This window comes from Streptomyces sp. JW3 (assembly GCF_052216785.1).
Taxonomy (GTDB): Bacteria; Actinomycetota; Actinomycetes; order Streptomycetales; family Streptomycetaceae; genus Streptomyces.
On sequence record NZ_JBQOUX010000006.1, the window covers coordinates 111,622 to 127,997 of the forward strand.

17 protein-coding genes are annotated in these 16,376 nt (G+C 72.1%); 5 read left to right on the top strand and 12 right to left on the bottom strand.

The window, feature by feature from the left end; all coding sequences use genetic code 11:
• Positions 1-17: 17 nt before the first annotated feature.
• A complete protein-coding gene (gene lysS, locus ACTT8P_RS04765; protein ID WP_442830244.1) occupies positions 18-1,760 on the bottom strand; it encodes a lysine--tRNA ligase in 1,743 nt (580 codons plus the stop codon).
• Between the two features lie 128 nt (positions 1,761-1,888).
• Here lysS and argS point away from each other — a divergent pair, with 128 nt between their 5' ends.
• Complete coding sequence (argS, locus tag ACTT8P_RS04770) at positions 1,889-3,652, top strand: arginine--tRNA ligase (protein ID WP_442830245.1); 1,764 nt, start codon at positions 1,889-1,891, stop codon at positions 3,650-3,652.
• Between the two features lie 82 nt (positions 3,653-3,734).
• Here argS and ACTT8P_RS04775 read toward each other — a convergent pair whose 3' ends face one another.
• Together ACTT8P_RS04775 and ACTT8P_RS04780 are read right to left on the bottom strand one after the other, a co-directional pair.
• On the bottom strand, positions 3,735-4,187 hold the full coding sequence (locus ACTT8P_RS04775) for a peptidoglycan-binding domain-containing protein (RefSeq protein ID WP_442830246.1): 453 nt from the start codon (positions 4,185-4,187) through the stop codon (positions 3,735-3,737).
• A gap of 29 nt (positions 4,188-4,216) precedes the next feature.
• Positions 4,217-4,669, bottom strand: a complete 453-nt coding sequence (locus ACTT8P_RS04780; RefSeq protein ID WP_442830247.1) for a peptidoglycan-binding domain-containing protein — start codon at positions 4,667-4,669, stop codon at positions 4,217-4,219.
• Positions 4,670-4,851: 182 nt separating this feature from the next.
• Between ACTT8P_RS04780 and ACTT8P_RS04785 the strand changes: the two genes are divergently transcribed.
• Both ACTT8P_RS04785 and ACTT8P_RS04790 read left to right on the top strand, forming a co-directional pair.
• A complete protein-coding gene (locus tag ACTT8P_RS04785; RefSeq protein WP_442830248.1) occupies positions 4,852-5,649 on the top strand; it encodes a peptidoglycan-binding protein in 798 nt (265 codons plus the stop codon).
• A complete protein-coding gene (locus ACTT8P_RS04790; protein WP_442830249.1) occupies positions 5,646-6,500 on the top strand; it encodes a DUF2690 domain-containing protein in 855 nt (284 codons plus the stop codon). Before ACTT8P_RS04785 ends, ACTT8P_RS04790 begins: the two co-directional genes overlap by 4 nt.
• A 60-nt stretch (positions 6,501-6,560) precedes the next feature.
• Here ACTT8P_RS04790 and ACTT8P_RS04795 read toward each other — a convergent pair whose 3' ends face one another.
• The 3 genes from ACTT8P_RS04795 to ACTT8P_RS04805 form a co-directional block, all read right to left on the bottom strand.
• Positions 6,561-7,796 carry an aminotransferase-like domain-containing protein gene (locus tag ACTT8P_RS04795; protein WP_442830250.1) on the bottom strand — a complete coding sequence of 412 codons (1,236 nt, stop codon included), beginning with the start codon at positions 7,794-7,796 and terminating at the stop codon, positions 6,561-6,563.
• Between the two features lie 58 nt (positions 7,797-7,854).
• Positions 7,855-8,757: an SAM-dependent methyltransferase gene (locus tag ACTT8P_RS04800; RefSeq protein ID WP_442830251.1), complete on the bottom strand. Its 903-nt coding sequence runs from the start codon at positions 8,755-8,757 to the stop codon at positions 7,855-7,857.
• Between the two features lie 84 nt (positions 8,758-8,841).
• Positions 8,842-10,143 carry a helix-turn-helix domain-containing protein gene (locus ACTT8P_RS04805; RefSeq protein WP_442830252.1) on the bottom strand — a complete coding sequence of 434 codons (1,302 nt, stop codon included), beginning with the start codon at positions 10,141-10,143 and terminating at the stop codon, positions 8,842-8,844.
• A gap of 209 nt (positions 10,144-10,352) precedes the next feature.
• Here ACTT8P_RS04805 and ACTT8P_RS04810 point away from each other — a divergent pair, with 209 nt between their 5' ends.
• Positions 10,353-11,045 (top strand): DUF4232 domain-containing protein, encoded by a 693-nt coding sequence (locus ACTT8P_RS04810; protein ID WP_442830253.1) that lies wholly within the window; start codon positions 10,353-10,355, stop codon positions 11,043-11,045.
• Here ACTT8P_RS04810 and hemB read toward each other — a convergent pair.
• The 6 genes from hemB to ACTT8P_RS04840 all read right to left on the bottom strand — a co-directional run bounded on the left by hemB (position 11,039) and on the right by ACTT8P_RS04840 (position 15,727).
• The gene (hemB, locus tag ACTT8P_RS04815; protein ID WP_442830254.1) at positions 11,039-12,040 is read right to left on the bottom strand and encodes a porphobilinogen synthase; all 1,002 of its coding nucleotides are present in this window, start codon (positions 12,038-12,040) and stop codon (positions 11,039-11,041) included. The two genes, ACTT8P_RS04810 and hemB, sit on opposite strands and share 7 nt — an antisense overlap.
• 88 nt (positions 12,041-12,128) lie before the next feature.
• Positions 12,129-12,494 carry a hypothetical protein gene (locus ACTT8P_RS04820; protein ID WP_442830255.1) on the bottom strand — a complete coding sequence of 122 codons (366 nt, stop codon included), beginning with the start codon at positions 12,492-12,494 and terminating at the stop codon, positions 12,129-12,131.
• Positions 12,495-12,674: 180 nt separating this feature from the next.
• Positions 12,675-13,772 carry a helix-turn-helix domain-containing protein gene (locus ACTT8P_RS04825; RefSeq protein ID WP_442830256.1) on the bottom strand — a complete coding sequence of 366 codons (1,098 nt, stop codon included), beginning with the start codon at positions 13,770-13,772 and terminating at the stop codon, positions 12,675-12,677.
• Positions 13,773-13,827: 55 nt separating this feature from the next.
• Complete coding sequence (locus ACTT8P_RS04830; protein WP_442830257.1) at positions 13,828-14,190, bottom strand: hypothetical protein; 363 nt, start codon at positions 14,188-14,190, stop codon at positions 13,828-13,830.
• Positions 14,183-15,040, bottom strand: a complete 858-nt coding sequence (locus ACTT8P_RS04835; protein WP_442830258.1) for a helix-turn-helix domain-containing protein — start codon at positions 15,038-15,040, stop codon at positions 14,183-14,185. The genes ACTT8P_RS04830 and ACTT8P_RS04835 overlap by 8 nt, the downstream gene beginning before the upstream one ends.
• A 279-nt stretch (positions 15,041-15,319) precedes the next feature.
• The gene (locus ACTT8P_RS04840) at positions 15,320-15,727 is read right to left on the bottom strand and encodes an ATP-binding protein (protein WP_442830259.1); all 408 of its coding nucleotides are present in this window, start codon (positions 15,725-15,727) and stop codon (positions 15,320-15,322) included.
• 115 nt (positions 15,728-15,842) lie between these two features.
• Between ACTT8P_RS04840 and ACTT8P_RS04845 the strand changes: the two genes are divergently transcribed.
• Positions 15,843-16,376 (top strand): Scr1 family TA system antitoxin-like transcriptional regulator (locus tag ACTT8P_RS04845; RefSeq protein WP_442830260.1); only part of this gene is annotated, 534 nt, incomplete at its 3' end.

A 16,376-nucleotide genomic window follows, 5' to 3' on the forward strand; every position in this document is an offset into this window, starting at 1 on the left:
CTTACTCCCTTACTCCCCTACTCCCCGAGCAGGGCCCGCACCCGCTCCTGCCCCACCGCGAGCAGCAGCGTCGGCAGCCGGGGCCCGGTGTCCCGGCTCACGAGCAGGCGGTAGAGCAGGGCGAAGAAGGTCCGCTGGGCGGTCTTGATCTCCGGCGGGAGGTCCTTGGGCGTGGCGTCGGCGGGGAAGCCGGCCTGCACCTTGGGCACGCCGTAGACGAGGTGGCTGAGCCCGTCCAGCGACCAGTGGTCGGCGAGCCCGTCGAGCAGCAGCCGTACCGACCGCGCCGACGCCTCGTCGAGGGAGGCCAGCAGCTCGGTGTCCGGCTGCTCGCGCACGATGGTGCGCTGGTCGGCCGGGACGTGGGTGTTGATCCACGCCTCGGCCTTGTCGTACCGGGGCCGGGCCTCGTCCAGCGAGCCGAGCGGGTCGGCCGGGTCCAGCTCGCTGAGGATGCGCAGCGCCTGGTCGGCGTGGCCGGCGGTGATGTCGGCGACCGAGGCCAGCGTGCGGTACGGCAGCGGGCGCGGGGTGCGCGGCAGGTCACCGGCGGCCGTGCGCACCGCACGGGAGTGCGCGGCGATGTCGGCGGGCAGCGCCGAACCCTCGGCCACCTTGGCGTCCAGGCGGTCCCACTCGTCGTACAGCCGCTGGATCTCCTGGTCGAAGGCGATCTTGAAGGACTGGTTGGGCCGGCGGCGGGCGTACAGCCAGCGCAGCAGCTGCGGCTCCATGATCCGCAACGCGTCGGCCGGAGTGGGCACCCCGCCCTTGGACGACGACATCTTGGCCATGCCGCTGATGCCCACGAACGCGTACATCGGGCCGATCGGCTGCTCGCCGCCGAAGATCCCGACGATCTGCCCGCCGACCTGGAACGACGACCCGGGGGACGAGTGGTCGACACCACTGGGCTCGAAGACGACACCCTCGTACGCCCAGCGCATCGGCCAGTCGACCTTCCAGACCAGCTTGCCGCGGTTGAACTCGCTGAGCCGGACCGTCTCCGAGAAGCCGCAGGCCGTGCAGGCGTACGTCAGCTCGGTCGAGTCGTCGTCGTAGCCGGTGACCGTGGTCAGGTCCTTCGCGCAGTTGCCGCAGTACGGCTTGTACGGGAAGTACCCGGCGGAGCCGGCGCTGCCGTCGTCCTCGGCCGCCGCGCCGGAGCCCTCCTCGGCCTCCAGCTCGGCCGCGTCCACGGCCTTCTGCTGGGGCTTCTTGCCGGTCTTCGGCTTGGTGCGGTACTGGGCGAGGATCGCGTCGATGTCGCCCCGGTGCCGCATGGCGTGCAGGATCTGCTCGCGGTAGACACCGGAGGTGTACTGCGCGGTCTGGCTGATGCCGTCGAACTCCACGCCCAGCTCGCCGAGCGCCTCGGTCATGGCCGCCTTGAAGTGCTCGGCCCAGTTCGGGTGGACCGAGCCCTTCGGGGCCGGGACGGAGGTGAGCGGCTTGCCGATGTGCTCGGCCCAGGTCTCGTCGACGCCGGGTACGCCGTTCGGGACCTTGCGGTAGCGGTCGTAGTCGTCCCAGGAGATCAGGTGCCGCACCTCGTGACCGCGGCGCCGGATCTCGTCGGCGACCAGGTGCGGGGTCATGACCTCGCGCAGGTTGCCCAGGTGGATGGGGCCGGAGGGGGACAGTCCGGAGGCGACCACCACGCGTTTGCCCGGGGCACGTCGCTCCGATTCGGCGATGACCTCGTCCGCGAAACGGGAGACCCAGTCGGTGGTCTCTGTGCTCTGAGCCACGATCGGCACGTCCTTCTTTCTGAACAGGGGGACAGCCCATTCTCACAGACCGCGTCCCGCCGGGGAAAACGGCTTTACCCCCCGTGAGAGACTGGATGGGTCTATCGATCCCCACGAGGAGAACGGCACCCTTTCCTATGGCCTCGGTCACGTCCCTCAGCGACTCCGTCCACCAGCAGCTCGCGTCCGCCCTGTCGGCCACCCGGCCGGAGGCGACCGGCGCGGACCCGCTGCTGCGACGAAGCGACCGGGCGGACTACCAGGCCAACGGCATCCTGGCGCTGGCCAAGAAGACCAAGGCGAACCCGCGCGAGCTGGCCAGCGAGGTCGTCGCCCGCATCACCACCGGCGAGCTGATCCAGGACATCGAGGTCTCCGGCCCCGGCTTCCTGAACATCACCGTCGGCGACCGGGCGATCACCGGCAACCTCGCGGCGCGGTACGCGGACGACACCGGCCGGCTCGGCGTGCCGCTCGCCGCCGAGCCGGGCACCACGGTCATCGACTACGCCCAGCCGAACGTGGCGAAGGAGATGCACGTCGGCCACCTGCGCTCCGCGGTGATCGGCGACGCGGTCCGCCAGCTGCTGGAGTTCACCGGCGAGACCGTGGTGCGCCGGCACCACATCGGCGACTGGGGCACCCAGTTCGGCATGCTCATCCAGTACCTGGACGAGCACCCGCACGAGCTGGACCACTCCGCCGGTGAGGTCAGCGGCGAGGAGGCGATGTCCAACCTGGACCGCCTCTACAAGGCCGCGCGCCGGCTCTTCGACTCCGACGAGGAGTTCAAGACGCGGGCCCGGCGCCGGGTGGTCGACCTCCAGGCCGGGGACGCGCACACGCTCGCCGTGTGGCAGAAGTTCGTGGACGAGTCGAAGATCTACTTCTTCTCGGTCTTCGAGAAGCTGGACATGGAGATCCGGGACGCCGACATCGTCGGCGAGTCCGGCTACAACGACATGCTCGCCGAGACCTGCCGGCTGCTGGAGGAGTCGGGGGTCGCCGTCCGCTCCGAGGGCGCCCTCTGTGTCTTCTTCGAGGACATCCTGGGCCCGGACGGCAACCAGGTCCCGCTGATCGTGCAGAAGTCGGACGGCGGCTACGGCTACGCGGCCACCGACCTCTCCGCGATCCGCAACCGGGTCTTCGACCTGAAGGCGGACACCCTCCTCTACGTCGTCGACGCCCGCCAGTCGCTGCACTTCAAGATGGTCTTCGAGACCGCCCGCCGGGCCGGCTGGCTGAACGACGACGTCAAGGCCGTGCAGCTGGCCTTCGGCACGGTGCTGGGCAAGGACGGCAAGCCGTTCAAGACCCGGGCGGGCGAGACGGTCCGCCTGGTCGACCTCCTCGACGAGGCCATCGACCGCGCCTCCGCCGTCGTACGGGAGAAGGCGCGGGACCTGTCCGAGGCGGAGATCACCGAGCGCGGCACCCAGGTGGGCGTCGGCGCGGTGAAGTACGCGGACCTGTCGACGTCGGCGAACCGGGACTACAAGTTCGACCTGGACCAGATGGTCTCGCTGCACGGCGACACGTCCGTCTACCTCCAGTACGCCTACGCCCGCATCCGCTCCATCCTGCGCAAGGCCGCCGGGACCGGCCCCGCGGCCCACCCGGAGCTGCCGCTGCACGAGGCCGAGCGCGCCCTGGGCCTGCACCTGGACGCGTTCGCGGAGACGGTCGCGGAGGCGGCGGCCGAGTACGCCCCGCACAAGCTGGCCGCCTACCTGTTCCAGCTCGCCTCGCTCTACACGTCCTTCTACGACAAGTGCCCGGTCCTGAAGGCCGAGACACCGGCCCAGGTGGCGAACCGCCTGTTCCTGTGCGACATCACGGCCCGCACCCTGCACCGGGGCATGGCACTGCTGGGCATCAGGACGCCCGAGCGGCTCTGACGCCTCGTCCGTACCACGAGGCCGCGGCCCGTTCCCTCCCCCCGGAGGGAACGGGCCGCGGCGCGTACGCTCGAAGTCCGCCTCAGCACACGCTGCGATGCAGGTCGGCGAAGTCCGAGAAGGCCGCCTTGGTGGCCGGTCCGGCGATCCCGTCGACGGCGAGGTGCGCGTCGAGGTTCACGTTCAGCATCCGCTGGAGCGCCTTGACCGTGTTGGGTCCGACGATCCCGTCGATGGTGTCGTGGTACCAGTCGTGGTCCCGGAAGAACCGCTGCGCCGCCTTCCAGCTGTTGGTGCCCAGCTGACCGTCGATCGTGCCCGGGTTGTACCCGAGGGTGCGCAGCGCGCACTGCCAGTCCTTGGCCTGCGCGGTGCTGAGCCCCAGATTCACCACCGCGAGCGGCGCCACCTGAACACTCCCCGCCTGCTGCACGGGCGCGGCCGCCGCCACCGCCGTACCCGCACCCGCCAGACCGCCGGCCGTGATGCCGACCGCCGCGCCGACCGCGACGAACGCCTTCGTGAGAGCGCGCATGTTCCTCTTCCCCTCCGTCGGGATCGGCATCAGCAGGACCACTTGTTGACGAACGCCGCGAACGCGGCCTTGGTCGCCGGTCCGGCCACCCCGTCCACGACGAGGTCCGCGCCGCCGATGACGTTCAGGAACTTCTGAAGAGCCTTGATCGTGGCGGGCCCGGGGATCCCGTCGACGGTCCCGGCCTCGTAGCCGTACGTGTTGAAGAACCGCTGCGCCGCCTTCCAGCTGTTGGTGCCCAGCTGCCCGTCGATCGTGCCGGGGTCGAAGCTGTAGAACAGCAGATAGCACTGCCACTTCTTCGCCTGCGTGGTGGTCAGCCCGAGGTTGTTCACCGCGAGCGGCGCCACCTGGGCGCTCCCCGCCTGCTGGACCGGCGCGGGCGCCGCCACCGCCACCGCCGCGCCCGCGCCCGCCAGACCGCCGGCCGCGATCCCGACCGCCGCGGTGACCGAGACGAACGCCTTCGTGAGTACTCGCATACCGTTCTGTTTCCCTCCGTACGACGTGCACTGGCCGGACCGAGCCTGGGGGCTGCGCGCCCGGTAGGCCACCGCGGGCGGCCAAGTGACGGCGTCCCGGGACGTCCCGCGCACTGACCTGCTGCGACGCCGGCCGCCGAGTCGCTACCGTGGGACGCACAGCAACGTACGGTGGGGGATACATGTCGCGTTGGAAGCCACTGCCCGCCGAACTCCACCCCCAGGTCCACCACTTGGTCGTACGGCTGCGCAGGCTGAAGGACCGCGGCGAGCTGAGTACGCGCCAGCTCGCGACGAAGACGGGCTACAGCGCGAGGTCGTGGCAGCGCTATCTGAACGGCCGGTCACTGCCGCCCGGCAAGGCCGTCGAGGCGCTGGCCCGAGTCACCGGCGACGACCCGGTCCGGCTGCTGGCCCTGCACGAGACCGCGGCCGGACACTGGGCGGAAGGACGCGCGGCCACCGCCGACCACGCCGCCCGAGCCGGTGCCGACCCGGCGCCCCCGGCCACCGGACGCAGCGCGTACGGGAGTTACCCGCGCGCCCTGATCGCCACCGGGGCGGTGGCCCTGGTCCTGTCCGTCTCCCTGGCGCTGCTGCTGGCCGTGCGGCTCGCCGACACCCGGGCCCGGCTCGCGCAGGCCCGCGCCGCCGCGGTCGCGGCCACCCCGGCCACCGTGACGGAGTCCCTGGTCCCGGTCGTCTACCCCTGCCGGCCACAGCGGCGCGACGGCCACTGGTACGCGGGCCTGAGCCCGACCACGGACACCATCCTGGCGTACACCCACGTCGGCCCCGAGGTGGCCGAGGCCCAGTGCCTGCTGCGCCGGGCGGGTGCCGCGCCCGGTGACATCGACGGCGTCTTCGGCCCGAAGACCCAGCGCGCCGTCATCCGGCTCCAGACCCGCGAAGGGCTGGTCGTGGACGGCGTCATCGGCCCGCACACCTGGCGGGCCCTGCGGGCGGCGGAGTCCGAGTGACCGCGGAGCACACCCGGCTGGTCACGGCGTTGCGGGAGCTGAGATCCCGTACCGGGCTGAGCCTGGCGGCGCTGTCGGCCCGCACGGCGTACAGCAAGTCCTCCTGGGAGCGCTACCTCAACGGCCGCGGCCTCCCGCCCCGAGCGGCCGTGCGGGACCTGTGCCGGATCGCGGCCGAACCGGACGAACGGCTGCTGGCCCTGTGGGAGATCGCCGAGTCGCAGTGGAGCGGCCGCGGCACGGTCGACGCCCCCGCCGGCCCGCCGCCGTCACCTGCCCCGACCCCGACCCCGGCCCCAGAACCAGAACCGCCGGCCGGACGCCCGCCCGGTCGCCGGCGCCGGCTGATGACCGCACTGGCCTCGGCGTACGTCCTGCTCGCCGCCGGCGTGGCCGTGGCTCTCCTCCTGCTGCCGGACCGGGACCCGGCGGACGCCGGACCGCGGCCGGCCGCCGCCCCGCACTCCACCGTCCCGCCGTGCCACGGAACCACCTGCGAGGGCCAGGACCCGCTGCGCCTGGTCTGCGGTATCGGCCCCGCCACCCTCGCCACGCACCGCACCGCCACCGGAGCCCACGTCGAGCTGCGCTACAGCGCGAAGTGCGGGGCCGGCTGGGCCCGCACCTGGGGCACCGCGATCGGCGACCGGCTGGAGCTGACGGGGACCGGCCCGACCCACCGCGTCCGCATCGCCGACCAGGAGGACGCGGACACCTACGTCTACACCGGCATGGCCGCCGCCCGCCCCGGCAGTACGGTCCGGGCCTGCTTCCGTCCCGCGGCGGCGGGCGGCGAACCGGAGTGCGTCACGGCCCGCGTCGCCCCGCCCCGCTCCCCCTCAGCCCCGTAGCCCTGTAGCCCCGTAGCCCTGTAGCCCCGTAGCCCCGTAGCCCCGTAGCCCTGTAGCCCTTCAGCCCCGTGGCGCGGGCTCGCGCAGCGCCTCCCCCAGCCGCCGCAGCCCCTCCCCGATCGTGTCCGGCGTCTGCGTCACGAAGCACAGCCGCATGGTCGAGCGGGCGTCCGCACCGGGCGTACCGGCGTAGAAGGGCGCTCCCGGCACGTACGCCACGTCGTGCCGGACCACCCGCGGCAGCAGGGCCGTCGTGTCGTACGCCGCCGGCAGCCGCACCCACAGGAACATGCCGCCCGCCGGCCGGGTCCACCGCGACCCGGCCGGCAGCGCGTCCGGCAGACCCGCCAGCATGGCGTCCCGGCGCTCCCGGTACGCCCCCGCGACCCGGCGGACGTGGGCGTCCAGGTCCCGGTCGGCCAGATAGCGGGCGGCGGCGAGCTGGTTGACGGTCGGGGTGTGCAGATCGGCGGCCTGCTTGGCCACCGCGCAGGCCCGGCGCAGCGCGGCCGGCGCCCGCAGCCAGCCCAGCCGCAGCCCCGGCGCCATCACCTTGGAGAAGGAGCCGAGCAGCACGGTCCGGTCCCGGGCCGCCGCGTACGACGCGATCCACGGCAGCCGCTCGCCCTCGAACCGCAGCTCCCCGTACGGGTCGTCCTCGACGATCCACAGCCCGTGCCGGGCGGCCACCTCGGCCACGGCGGCCCGCCGCCCGGCGGACATGGTGCGCCCGGTCGGGTTCTGGAAGGTGGGCACGGTGTAGAGCAGCTTGGGCCGCTCCCGCACCACCAGCTCCGCCAGCGCCTCGGGGTCGGGCCCGTGTCCGTCACCGGGCACGGCGAGCACCCGGGCCCCCGCGAGGCCGAACGCCTGGAGCGCGGCGAGGTAGCAGGGGTCCTCGACCAGCACCGTGTCCCCCGGCTCCAGCAGCGCGGTGGCCAGCAGCGACAGCGCCTGCTGGGAGCCGGTGGTGACCAGCAGGTCGTCCGGCCCGGTCGGCAGCCCGCGCGCCGAGGTGCGCTCGGCGAGCGCGGCGCGCAGCACCGGCTCGCCCTCGGTCGTGGCGTACTGGAGCGCCCGTCCGGGCGTCTGCGTGAGCACCGCCTGATACGCGGCGGCGATCCCCTCGGCGTCGAACAGCTCGGGCGCCGGCAGCCCGCCCGCGAAGTTGACGACCTCGGGCCGGGCGGTCACGGCGAGGATGTCCCGTACCGGCGACCCGCCGATCGCCCGGATCCGCGCGGCGAGCGACGGAACGGGGGCGGCGGGCACCGTGGCGTGCTGGGTGAGGCTCATGGCCGACACCCTAGAGAGACGCGTGCCATCTACACCCGCATTTCCGTGATGCGGACACTCAGCCCTTCCGCGCGACCCCCGCGTACACGTTGATGTCCGCGTCGGTGACGTCGTTGATGTCCCGGTAGCGCACCTTCTCGATCTCCTCCAGGCCCGCCAGGTACCCCGGCTCCGGCTGCTCGGGGACGGGCGCGGCGTGGTCCGCCCGCCAGTGGTGCACCGGCACCACCCCGGGGTCGGCCAGGGCAAGGCCGTTCTCCGTGAAGAACCGCTCGACCTCCGCCTTGGACCGCAGCACGAAGGCGAACCCGCGCTCGGTGTACGTCCGCTGCACGGCCCGGATGCTCTCCGGGTTCAGGTCCTCGGTGAGGTGGCTGAGCACGATCCGGCTGCCCGCCGGCAGCGCGTCGATCAGCTCGCGCACGATCGGGTACGCCTCCGCGTCCTCGACGAAGTGCAGGACGGCCACCAGGCACAGCGCGACCGGCTGGTCGAAGTCCAGTGTCTTCGCGGCCTGTTCGAGGATGTGCGCCGGGTTCTTCAGGTCGGCGTCGATGTAGTCCGTACGCCCGTCCGGCCCGCTGGTGAGCAGCGCGCGGGCGTGCGCGAGGACGACGGGGTCGTTGTCGACGTAGACCACCCGGGAGTCGGGGGCGCTGCGCTGGGCGATCTGGTGGACGTTCTCGGCGGTGGGCAGGCCGGTGCCGATGTCCAGGTACTGCCGGATGCCGTCCTCCTGGGACAGCGCGGTGACCGCGCGGCGCAGGAAGTCGCGGTTGTGCCGCACGTCCAGGTAGCCGCGCGGGTTGGCCGCGAGCCCGGCCGCCGCGGCGTTCCGGTCGGCGGGGTAGTGGTCCTTGCCGCCGAGGAAGACGTCGTAGACCCGGGCCGGGTGGGCCCTGCTGCTGTCGATCCTTCGGCGCAGGTCGGCGGGGTCCTGGCTGAGGGCGTCACCGGGCATGGCTGTCTCCGGGAGAAGAGGACGGACGGGACGGCGCAATCACCCTACGCCGCCCGCCTGTTGACTCTTCACCGACCCTTCACCTCACCCCTCCGAGTACTGCTCCCAGCCGCTGCCGCCGAGCGGCCAGCCGTAGTAGTCGGTGCCCGAGGCACTGGTCCGGAACGGCGTCCCGCTGTTGTCGATCTTCACCGTGCCGTGCCGCGACCCGCTGGACCAGTCCAGCTCCAGCTGCCAGCGGACGTCGTGCCCGTTGGTGTGCGCGACGACGTAGAAGACCTCGGGGTCGGACTCGCTCACCTTGTACGGGAAGTCCCGCTGCCCGTTGACGGCGGTGGCCAGCGGGTTGCCGAGGTCCAGCGAGACGTCGAAGGACTTGGTGCCGACCCCGCCCCCGCAGCCGACGCCCATCGTGTACTCGTTCCAGGTCAGCGGCGCGGCGCTGCTGACGACCCGGACGTGCAGCGCCTTCAGGACGACCGTCTCCGCGCCGGTGCCCTGCACGCTGAAGGCGACCCGCTGCCGGTCGGCGGCGACCCCGCCCAGCGTCTTGACCCAGCCGGCCACGTCCTGCTGCGGGGGCGGCTCGTTCACGTTGCCGGGGCTGCGGTCGATCAGGAAGTTCTGCTCGCAGGGCACGTCCCAGTGGTACGGGGTGGTCTGTACGACGAGCGGCACGGCACCGTCGGCCGCCGGGGCGGAGGTGGCGGCGGCGGGCGCGTCCGCGCTCTTGCTCGCGGTGACCCGCGCGCCGGCCCGCGCGGACTTGCCGGCGCTCACACTCGGGGACGCCGACGGCTTGGCGGAGGCCGACGGACCGGAGGACCCGGCGGAGGGCGTCCCGGTGGCGGAGACGGTCGCCCCGGCGGCGTCGGCGTCGTCGCGCCCGCCGTCGCCCCCGTCCGGAAGCAGCGCGACCGCGAGCGCCGCGGCGGCGACCAGCCCGACGCCGGTCCCGGCGTACACCGCCCGTCGGGACCGGAAGCGTCCCCCGCGCGAGGAGCCGGCCGGGGCCGCCTCGCCGACCACGGTGACGTCATCGGAGTCCTGGGCGTCCTGGGCGTCCTGGGCGTCCTCGGCGTCCTCGGACTCGCTCCGCGGTGCGGCGGCCGGAACAACCGTCGTCTCCGCCTCGCCCCCTTTCACCCCCCGCAGCGCGTCCGCCCGGATCCACCGGCGATGCAGCTCCAGCAACTCCTCGGGCGTCGCCCGGCACAGCCGCGCCAGCCGTTCGACGGAGCCGAACTCGGTCGGTACGACCTCCCCCTTGACGTACCGGTGCAGCGTCGACGCGCTCATGTGCAGCCGCTTGCCCAGCACCCCGTAACTGAGCCCCGACCGTTCCTTCAACTCGCGCAGCAGTCCCGCGAAATCGTCCGCCGTCACCGTTTCTCCCACTCCCCTTGTCCCCGCACCGCGTCCCAGACCAAGGACGTTCCTCCTGGTCAGGGTGGTTCCAGCCGTCCCAGCGTCCCGCGTGTGCCGCCGTGGCTGGCGGCCGGGACGACCGCTGCCGCAGGCTGTGATCAGTCAAGCAGCCGCTCCCGGCACCGGTCGAGCGGCACACCTCCCACCAGCCTGTGAAGGGGCTCACCATGTCTGCTCGCACCACCCGGGTCCGCACCCTGTTCGCCGCCGCCACCGTCGCGCTGGCCGCGCTCTCCCTCACCGCCTGCGAGGACGGGTCCGCCACGGGCCTGCGCACCTCCTCCGTCTCCGACACCTCCTCGCCGGCGGCCGGCACGGAGTCGGGCTCCGGCACCGACAAGGGCACCGGCACCGGCACGGGCGGCACCGGGTCCGACACCAGCGCCTCGAACGACGCGGCCGCCGACCCGGACGACAGCACCGCGCAGAACAGCTCGGACGACGACGCGGCGGCGCCCGGCGACTGCTCGGCCGAGGACGTGCGGATCACCGCGACCGAGGTGCCCCGCCCGATCAACCACCTGCTGCTGACCGCCACCAACACCGGCTCCGCGACCTGCGCCCTGCCGACGTACCCGGCGGCCCGGTTCGGCGAGGCCCAGTCCGTGCCGCCGGTCGTGGAGAACAGCAAGCCGCAGGCCCTGACCATGCTGGAGCCGGGCGGCGCCGCCTACGCGGGCGTCCTGCTGTCGGCCGGCGACGGCAGCGCGGAGAACGGCAGCACGGAGACGTCCCTGACGATCCCGTTCGACGACGGTTCCGTCGCCACGGTCACCCTGCCCGCCGACGGCGTGTACATCGACGACTCCCTGAAGGTCACGTACTGGCTGACCGACCAGGACACCGCCCTGACCTACTGATCCTGACGCAGACGACGGGCCACCTCGGTGGCCCAGTACGTCAGGATGTTGCGCGCGCCGGCCCGCTTGATCCCGGTCAGCGTCTCCAGGATGGCCCGGTCCCGGTCGATCCAGCCCTTCTCGGCGGCGGCCTCGATCATCGAGTACTCGCCGGAGATCTGGTACGCGGCGACCGGCACGTCCACGGCCTCCGCGACCTTCGCGAGGATGTCGAGGTAGGGCCCGGCCGGCTTGACCATCACCATGTCGGCGCCCTCCTCCAGGTCCAGCGCCAACTCCCGCAGGGACTCCCGCACATTGGCCGCGTCCTGCTGGTAGGTCTTCCGGTCCCCCACCAGCGACGACCCGACCGCCTCCCGGAACGGCCCGTAGAAGGCGGAGGCGTACTTGGCGGTGTAGGCGAGGACGGCGACATCCTCCCGTCCGATCTGGTCGAGGGCGTCCCGGATGACCCCGATCTGCCCGTCCATCATCCCGCTGGGCCCGACGACGTGCGCCCCGGCGTCGGCCTGCACCTGAGCCATCTCGGCATACCGCTCAAGGGTGGCGTCATTGTCGACCCGCCCCTGATCGTCCAGCACCCCGCAGTGCCCGTGATCAGTGAACTCGTCGAGACACAGATCGGCCATGACCAGCAGCTCGTCCCCGACCTCGGCCCGCACGTCCCGCAGCGCGACCTGCAAAATCCCCTCGGGATCGGTCCCGGCGGTCCCGAGCCCGTCCTTCTTCCCCTCCTCCGGCACGCCGAACAGCATGATCCCGGAGATCCCGGCCTCCACCGCCTCGACGGCGGCCTTCTTCAGCGTGTCCCGCGAGTGCTGCACGACCCCCGGCATCGCCGAGATCGGCACCGGCTCGCGCACGCCCTCCCGCACGAACGCCGGAAGAATGAAGTCAGCGGGATGCAGCCGCGTCTCGGCGACCATCCGACGCATCACGGGAGTACTCCGCAGCCGCCGGGGCCGGGTACCGGGAAATGATCCATACGTCGACATACCACCAACGCTACGCCCGCCCCACCCATGCCTTTGCCGACGACCAGTCGGCCGGACGGCGGACGCCGGGCAGCGTCCCGGCGCTGCTTCAGAACAGCCCCTCCCGGGCGCACCACTCCGCGCATCCGCCCGGCTTGAAGGGCAGCCGGTAATCGCCGGCGAGCAGGTCGTCCGCCAGCTCGGAGACCAACGGGACCGTGAGGAGACCCGCCCGGATCGCGTCACACAGCAACCCGAGGGTACGGCGTACGGCGAGGCCGCGCGCTCGGGCGGCATTCGCGGCGACCCGGTCGTCGAGGACCGCGACGGCGTCCGGCAACGCCTCGGCCAACGCGAGCACCCCGCACTCACCGATGTTGCGCCCGTCTGGACCGACCAACTGCCTCTCGTAGCGGGCGAAGGCCGCGTGCAGCGCGGGGGGTGTCGAGGACGACCGTCTGGATCCAGCCGGCATCGAGGACCGACCCCGGGTACGGGTGTTGTGCGATCCCGTTGCGCAGTTCCTCCGCGACCACGTCCGGGATCACCACGCTGTGCTCCTTGAGCACGACCCTGAGCAGGGGCAGCCACTGTGACCGGGCGAAATGACTCAAGGGCCCGGTGTCCAGGACATAGCTGCGCTGCCCACCGGCGGTCACGACGTCACGTCCCAGATTTCCGTCTCCGGCAGCGGCGGCAGGTCCGGAAGGGATTCCCGCTGGAAACTGCCGCGCAGGAGTCCGAGAGCACGGTCGGCGGTGATCACCTCGTGCCGGTAGAGCCGCAGCACGGCCTGCTCGTAAGGACGCGGCAGAGCGACCGGCACCAGCTCGTCGCGCACGACGAGGTTCTTCTCCACGATGTCGGCCTGCTTGGTCTGCACCCGGCGGATGTCGGCGGCCTGGTCGTTGTCCACCAGACCGGTCTCGACGAGCCTGCGCGCCAGGGTCGCCATGTCCACTCCGTAGTGACTGGCCGCCCGCACCGCCGCGTCCCGCCACATCTCCTCCGGGACGCCGAGCCAATGCGTCCAACGCCTACGCAGGTCTTCGCCCGGCAGCAGGACGGCCCGCGCGAACCGGTCCAGCCTGGCCTCGATGCCGTGCGCCTCACTCGCGGCCACCCGCCAGTCCACGGAGAACTGGTCGGCGATGAGGTAGTGCCCCAGTTCATGGGCGGCGGCGAGGCGACGTCGGCCGACCCGCCAGTGACCGTTGGTCAGTGCGACACCGCCGCGCCTCAGCAGCACCGTACCGGCGTCCGCGCCCTCCCCGAGATCCACCGAGAAGACCAGCAGGCCCAGGCCCGCGACCAGCCGGGAGAGGTCATGCGCGGGCTGCGCCGGCTCCAGCCCCATCATCCGGCGGGCCGCGGCCGCCAGCCCCTCCGCTTCCTCCGCCGTGACCGGGTGGGGCAGCGGTTCCGGCTGCCCGGCGACCAGATCCGGGCAGTGCGAGGTGACGAACTCGGCATCGCGGACCAGCACATCGAGTTCCCTGTCGATGTCCTGGACCGGTTCGTCGGGCCGAGCCCCGCGATAAGAAGCGAGAGCGGGCGGAGCCTCCTCCACGAACCATTCGACCCGGTGCCCCAACTCACGGGCCAGGGCGACAAGTTCCACGGCGTTCACGCGGCGACTGCCCGACTCGATCTTCGCCAGCGCCGTACGGTCCATACCGATGGAGGCCGCCAACTGGGCCTGAGTGACTCCGCGCTCAGCTCTCGCCTGGGCTACCCGTGCACCGATGTCCATGTGTGCGAAATTAGCACAGCGGCCGCGAGCGGGAATGCTACGCGTACTCACACCATCACCCATCGTGGCGCCGACTCGCCCGACCAAGGGACCCGTCGCTCCTGACCACCCTCAGCACGGGCGACCCCGGCGCGTACTCCCCCAGCTCGAACGCCGCATCGCGCCAGACGCCGGCCAGGTTGAGCAGCCAGTCGGTGTCACCGGTGCACGGCGGCGGCACCTCGTCGCCCCGCACCATCGGGAACAGCACCGCCTCGGCCAGCCGCACTGCCCACATCGCGGCACCGGCGTGCGGTTCGACGCCGTGCCCGCCCGTACCCTCCTTCTTGAGGGTCTCCAGCAGGGAGGAGGTCCGGCGGAGCATGAGGTAGGCGTGCTCGTAGGCGGCACGCATGATCTCGTCGGCCGGGTCAGTCACGGGAACCCTCCTCATCCCGGCAGTCCCGGCAGACCGCCCCCTTGGGTGCGCGGAACGGCCGCCCGCAGGGACCCGTGCAGTCCGTCATGGCATACCACTCGGGAGATGGCCCGGTCACCGGAGCGGGCGAAGCCTCGACGACTTCGGCCGGTGGCAGCGGCGGCGGCGCCAACTCCTTCAGGCGGTACGCCAGGAAGCCCGCCGGACGCTGCAACAGGACCGGGAGGTCGGCGGTCAACGCCTGGTACACGGCCGCTCTACTGACCCCGTTCTCCAGCCACTCCACGACTCTGGGCACCAGCCACCGCACGTCCTTCCGCGACAGCGTGAGGCGGTTGTCGGTCCGCCGCAGCCCGACGAGCAGCTTCTCCGCGTTGCGCTGCCGCTCGTCACTCGGCGGACCAGGTTCCGGCTCCGGCTCCGGCTCGGCCGCCTCCACGACCGGAGGAGCCACCGGCTCAACGGCGGCCTCTGGCCGGTCGGACCGCCCCGGCACGTCATGCACATCCGTCCGCGTCACGAACCGCCCTCCGTCGACCCGCTCCCGCACCCGCTCGAAATACCCGGCGGCCTCCAGCTCCCGCAGCGCGAACCCGATCCGGTCCCGCCCCTCGGGAAAACGCTCGGCGAGCGTACGGATGTCGCAGGCCCGGCCGTCCGGCAACGACAGCATGTACACGGCCAGCCCGATGGCGACCAGCGACAACTGCCGGTGCTGGGCGAGGTGGTTGCCGATGATCACGAACCGCTCGGCTTGATACGTGCGTACGTGGGTGACACCCGAAGGGGCGGCGGTACGGGGAACGCCCTGACGCGGACCGAGGGCAGAGATAAGCTCTTGCGCAGCCATAGGGGAAGGTCTGACTTCCTGCTTGGTGAGGCCCTCGCCGTTGGGAGTGCTAGTCCCTGGCGGGGGCCGCATTTGTCATATGCGGCGGAGTCGCCTGCTGTTCCCGAGAGTGCCCGCCCGCGCGACCCCCGCGCCAGCCCGGCCAGCCCGATTCACCCACTCGGGTGACGTACGCCGGGTTTGGTTTGGTTGGAAGGGTTCTTTCCCTCAGTTCTTTGATTCTTTACCGCCCGCCGCTCCGGCCGCCGCCCCACCGGCTCCCGTGTTTCCGGGCTCCGGTCAGACGGGATCGGGATCAATCTCCGCCCACACCGTCTTGCACGGCAGGGGCCCGTCCACGACCCCCCACCGGTCCGCCAACTCCCCGACCAGCAGCAGCCCGTACCCGGACTCGCCGTCGGTCGCCGCACTTACGCCGGGCAGCGCATCCCCCCGGGCGTCGACGACCTCGATCCGCAACACCCCCGTCTCCCCCACGGACAGCCCGAGCCGAAAACTCCGCCCCGCCACCCGCCCGTGCAGGACGGCATTGGCGGCCAGCTCCGCCACCACCAGCCGGGCGGGGTCCACCGGAAGCCCCCACGCCTCCAGTTGTTCGGCGGCGAGCAGCCGGGCGAGACGCGCACCGCGCCGGGTGACGGAAAGCGGTACGGAGAAGTGCCAGGTACAGGTGTTTTGTCGGTTCACATCACAGAGAGTGGCGATGCGTGCGTAGTCTGTGAAGAGAATCGCCCCGTGCGGACGGGGCCTGTCCGAGTGGCGGCCGCATACGTCCGGGACGTACGGCAGGAGGGGTGGGGGCATGAGCGAGTGGGACGCGACGGACCCGGAGGACGCCGAGGCCGGGGGTGTGATCAGAACGGTCGCCCGGCAGTTGAAGCTGTGGCGCGAGTCCGCCGGCCTCACCCAGCCGGAGTTCGGCGCGGCCATCGGATACGGCGAGGAACTGGTGTCGTCCGTCGAACGGATGCGGCGCATTCCTCGCCCCGAGTACCTGGAGAAGGCGGACGAGGTCCTGAACGCGGGCGGCAAGATCGCGGCCCTGAAGAAGGACCTGGCGGACGTCCGGTACCCGAAGAAGGTACGGGACGTGAAACGCCTGGAGGCGGAAGCGGTCGAGATCTGCTCCTACAACAACTCGGTCATCGACGGGCTGTTGCAGACCGAGCCTTACGCGCGGGCCGTCTTCGGTTCCCGGCGCCCTCCCCTCACCGAGGAGGAATTGGAACGCCAGGTAACCGCGCGCATGGCCCGTCAGGGGTCGCGTCCCGCGAAGTGGTGTAAGCGATCACGCGCCTTGCTGCCCGCTGTCCGGCTCGCGACGATCTTTCCGCCG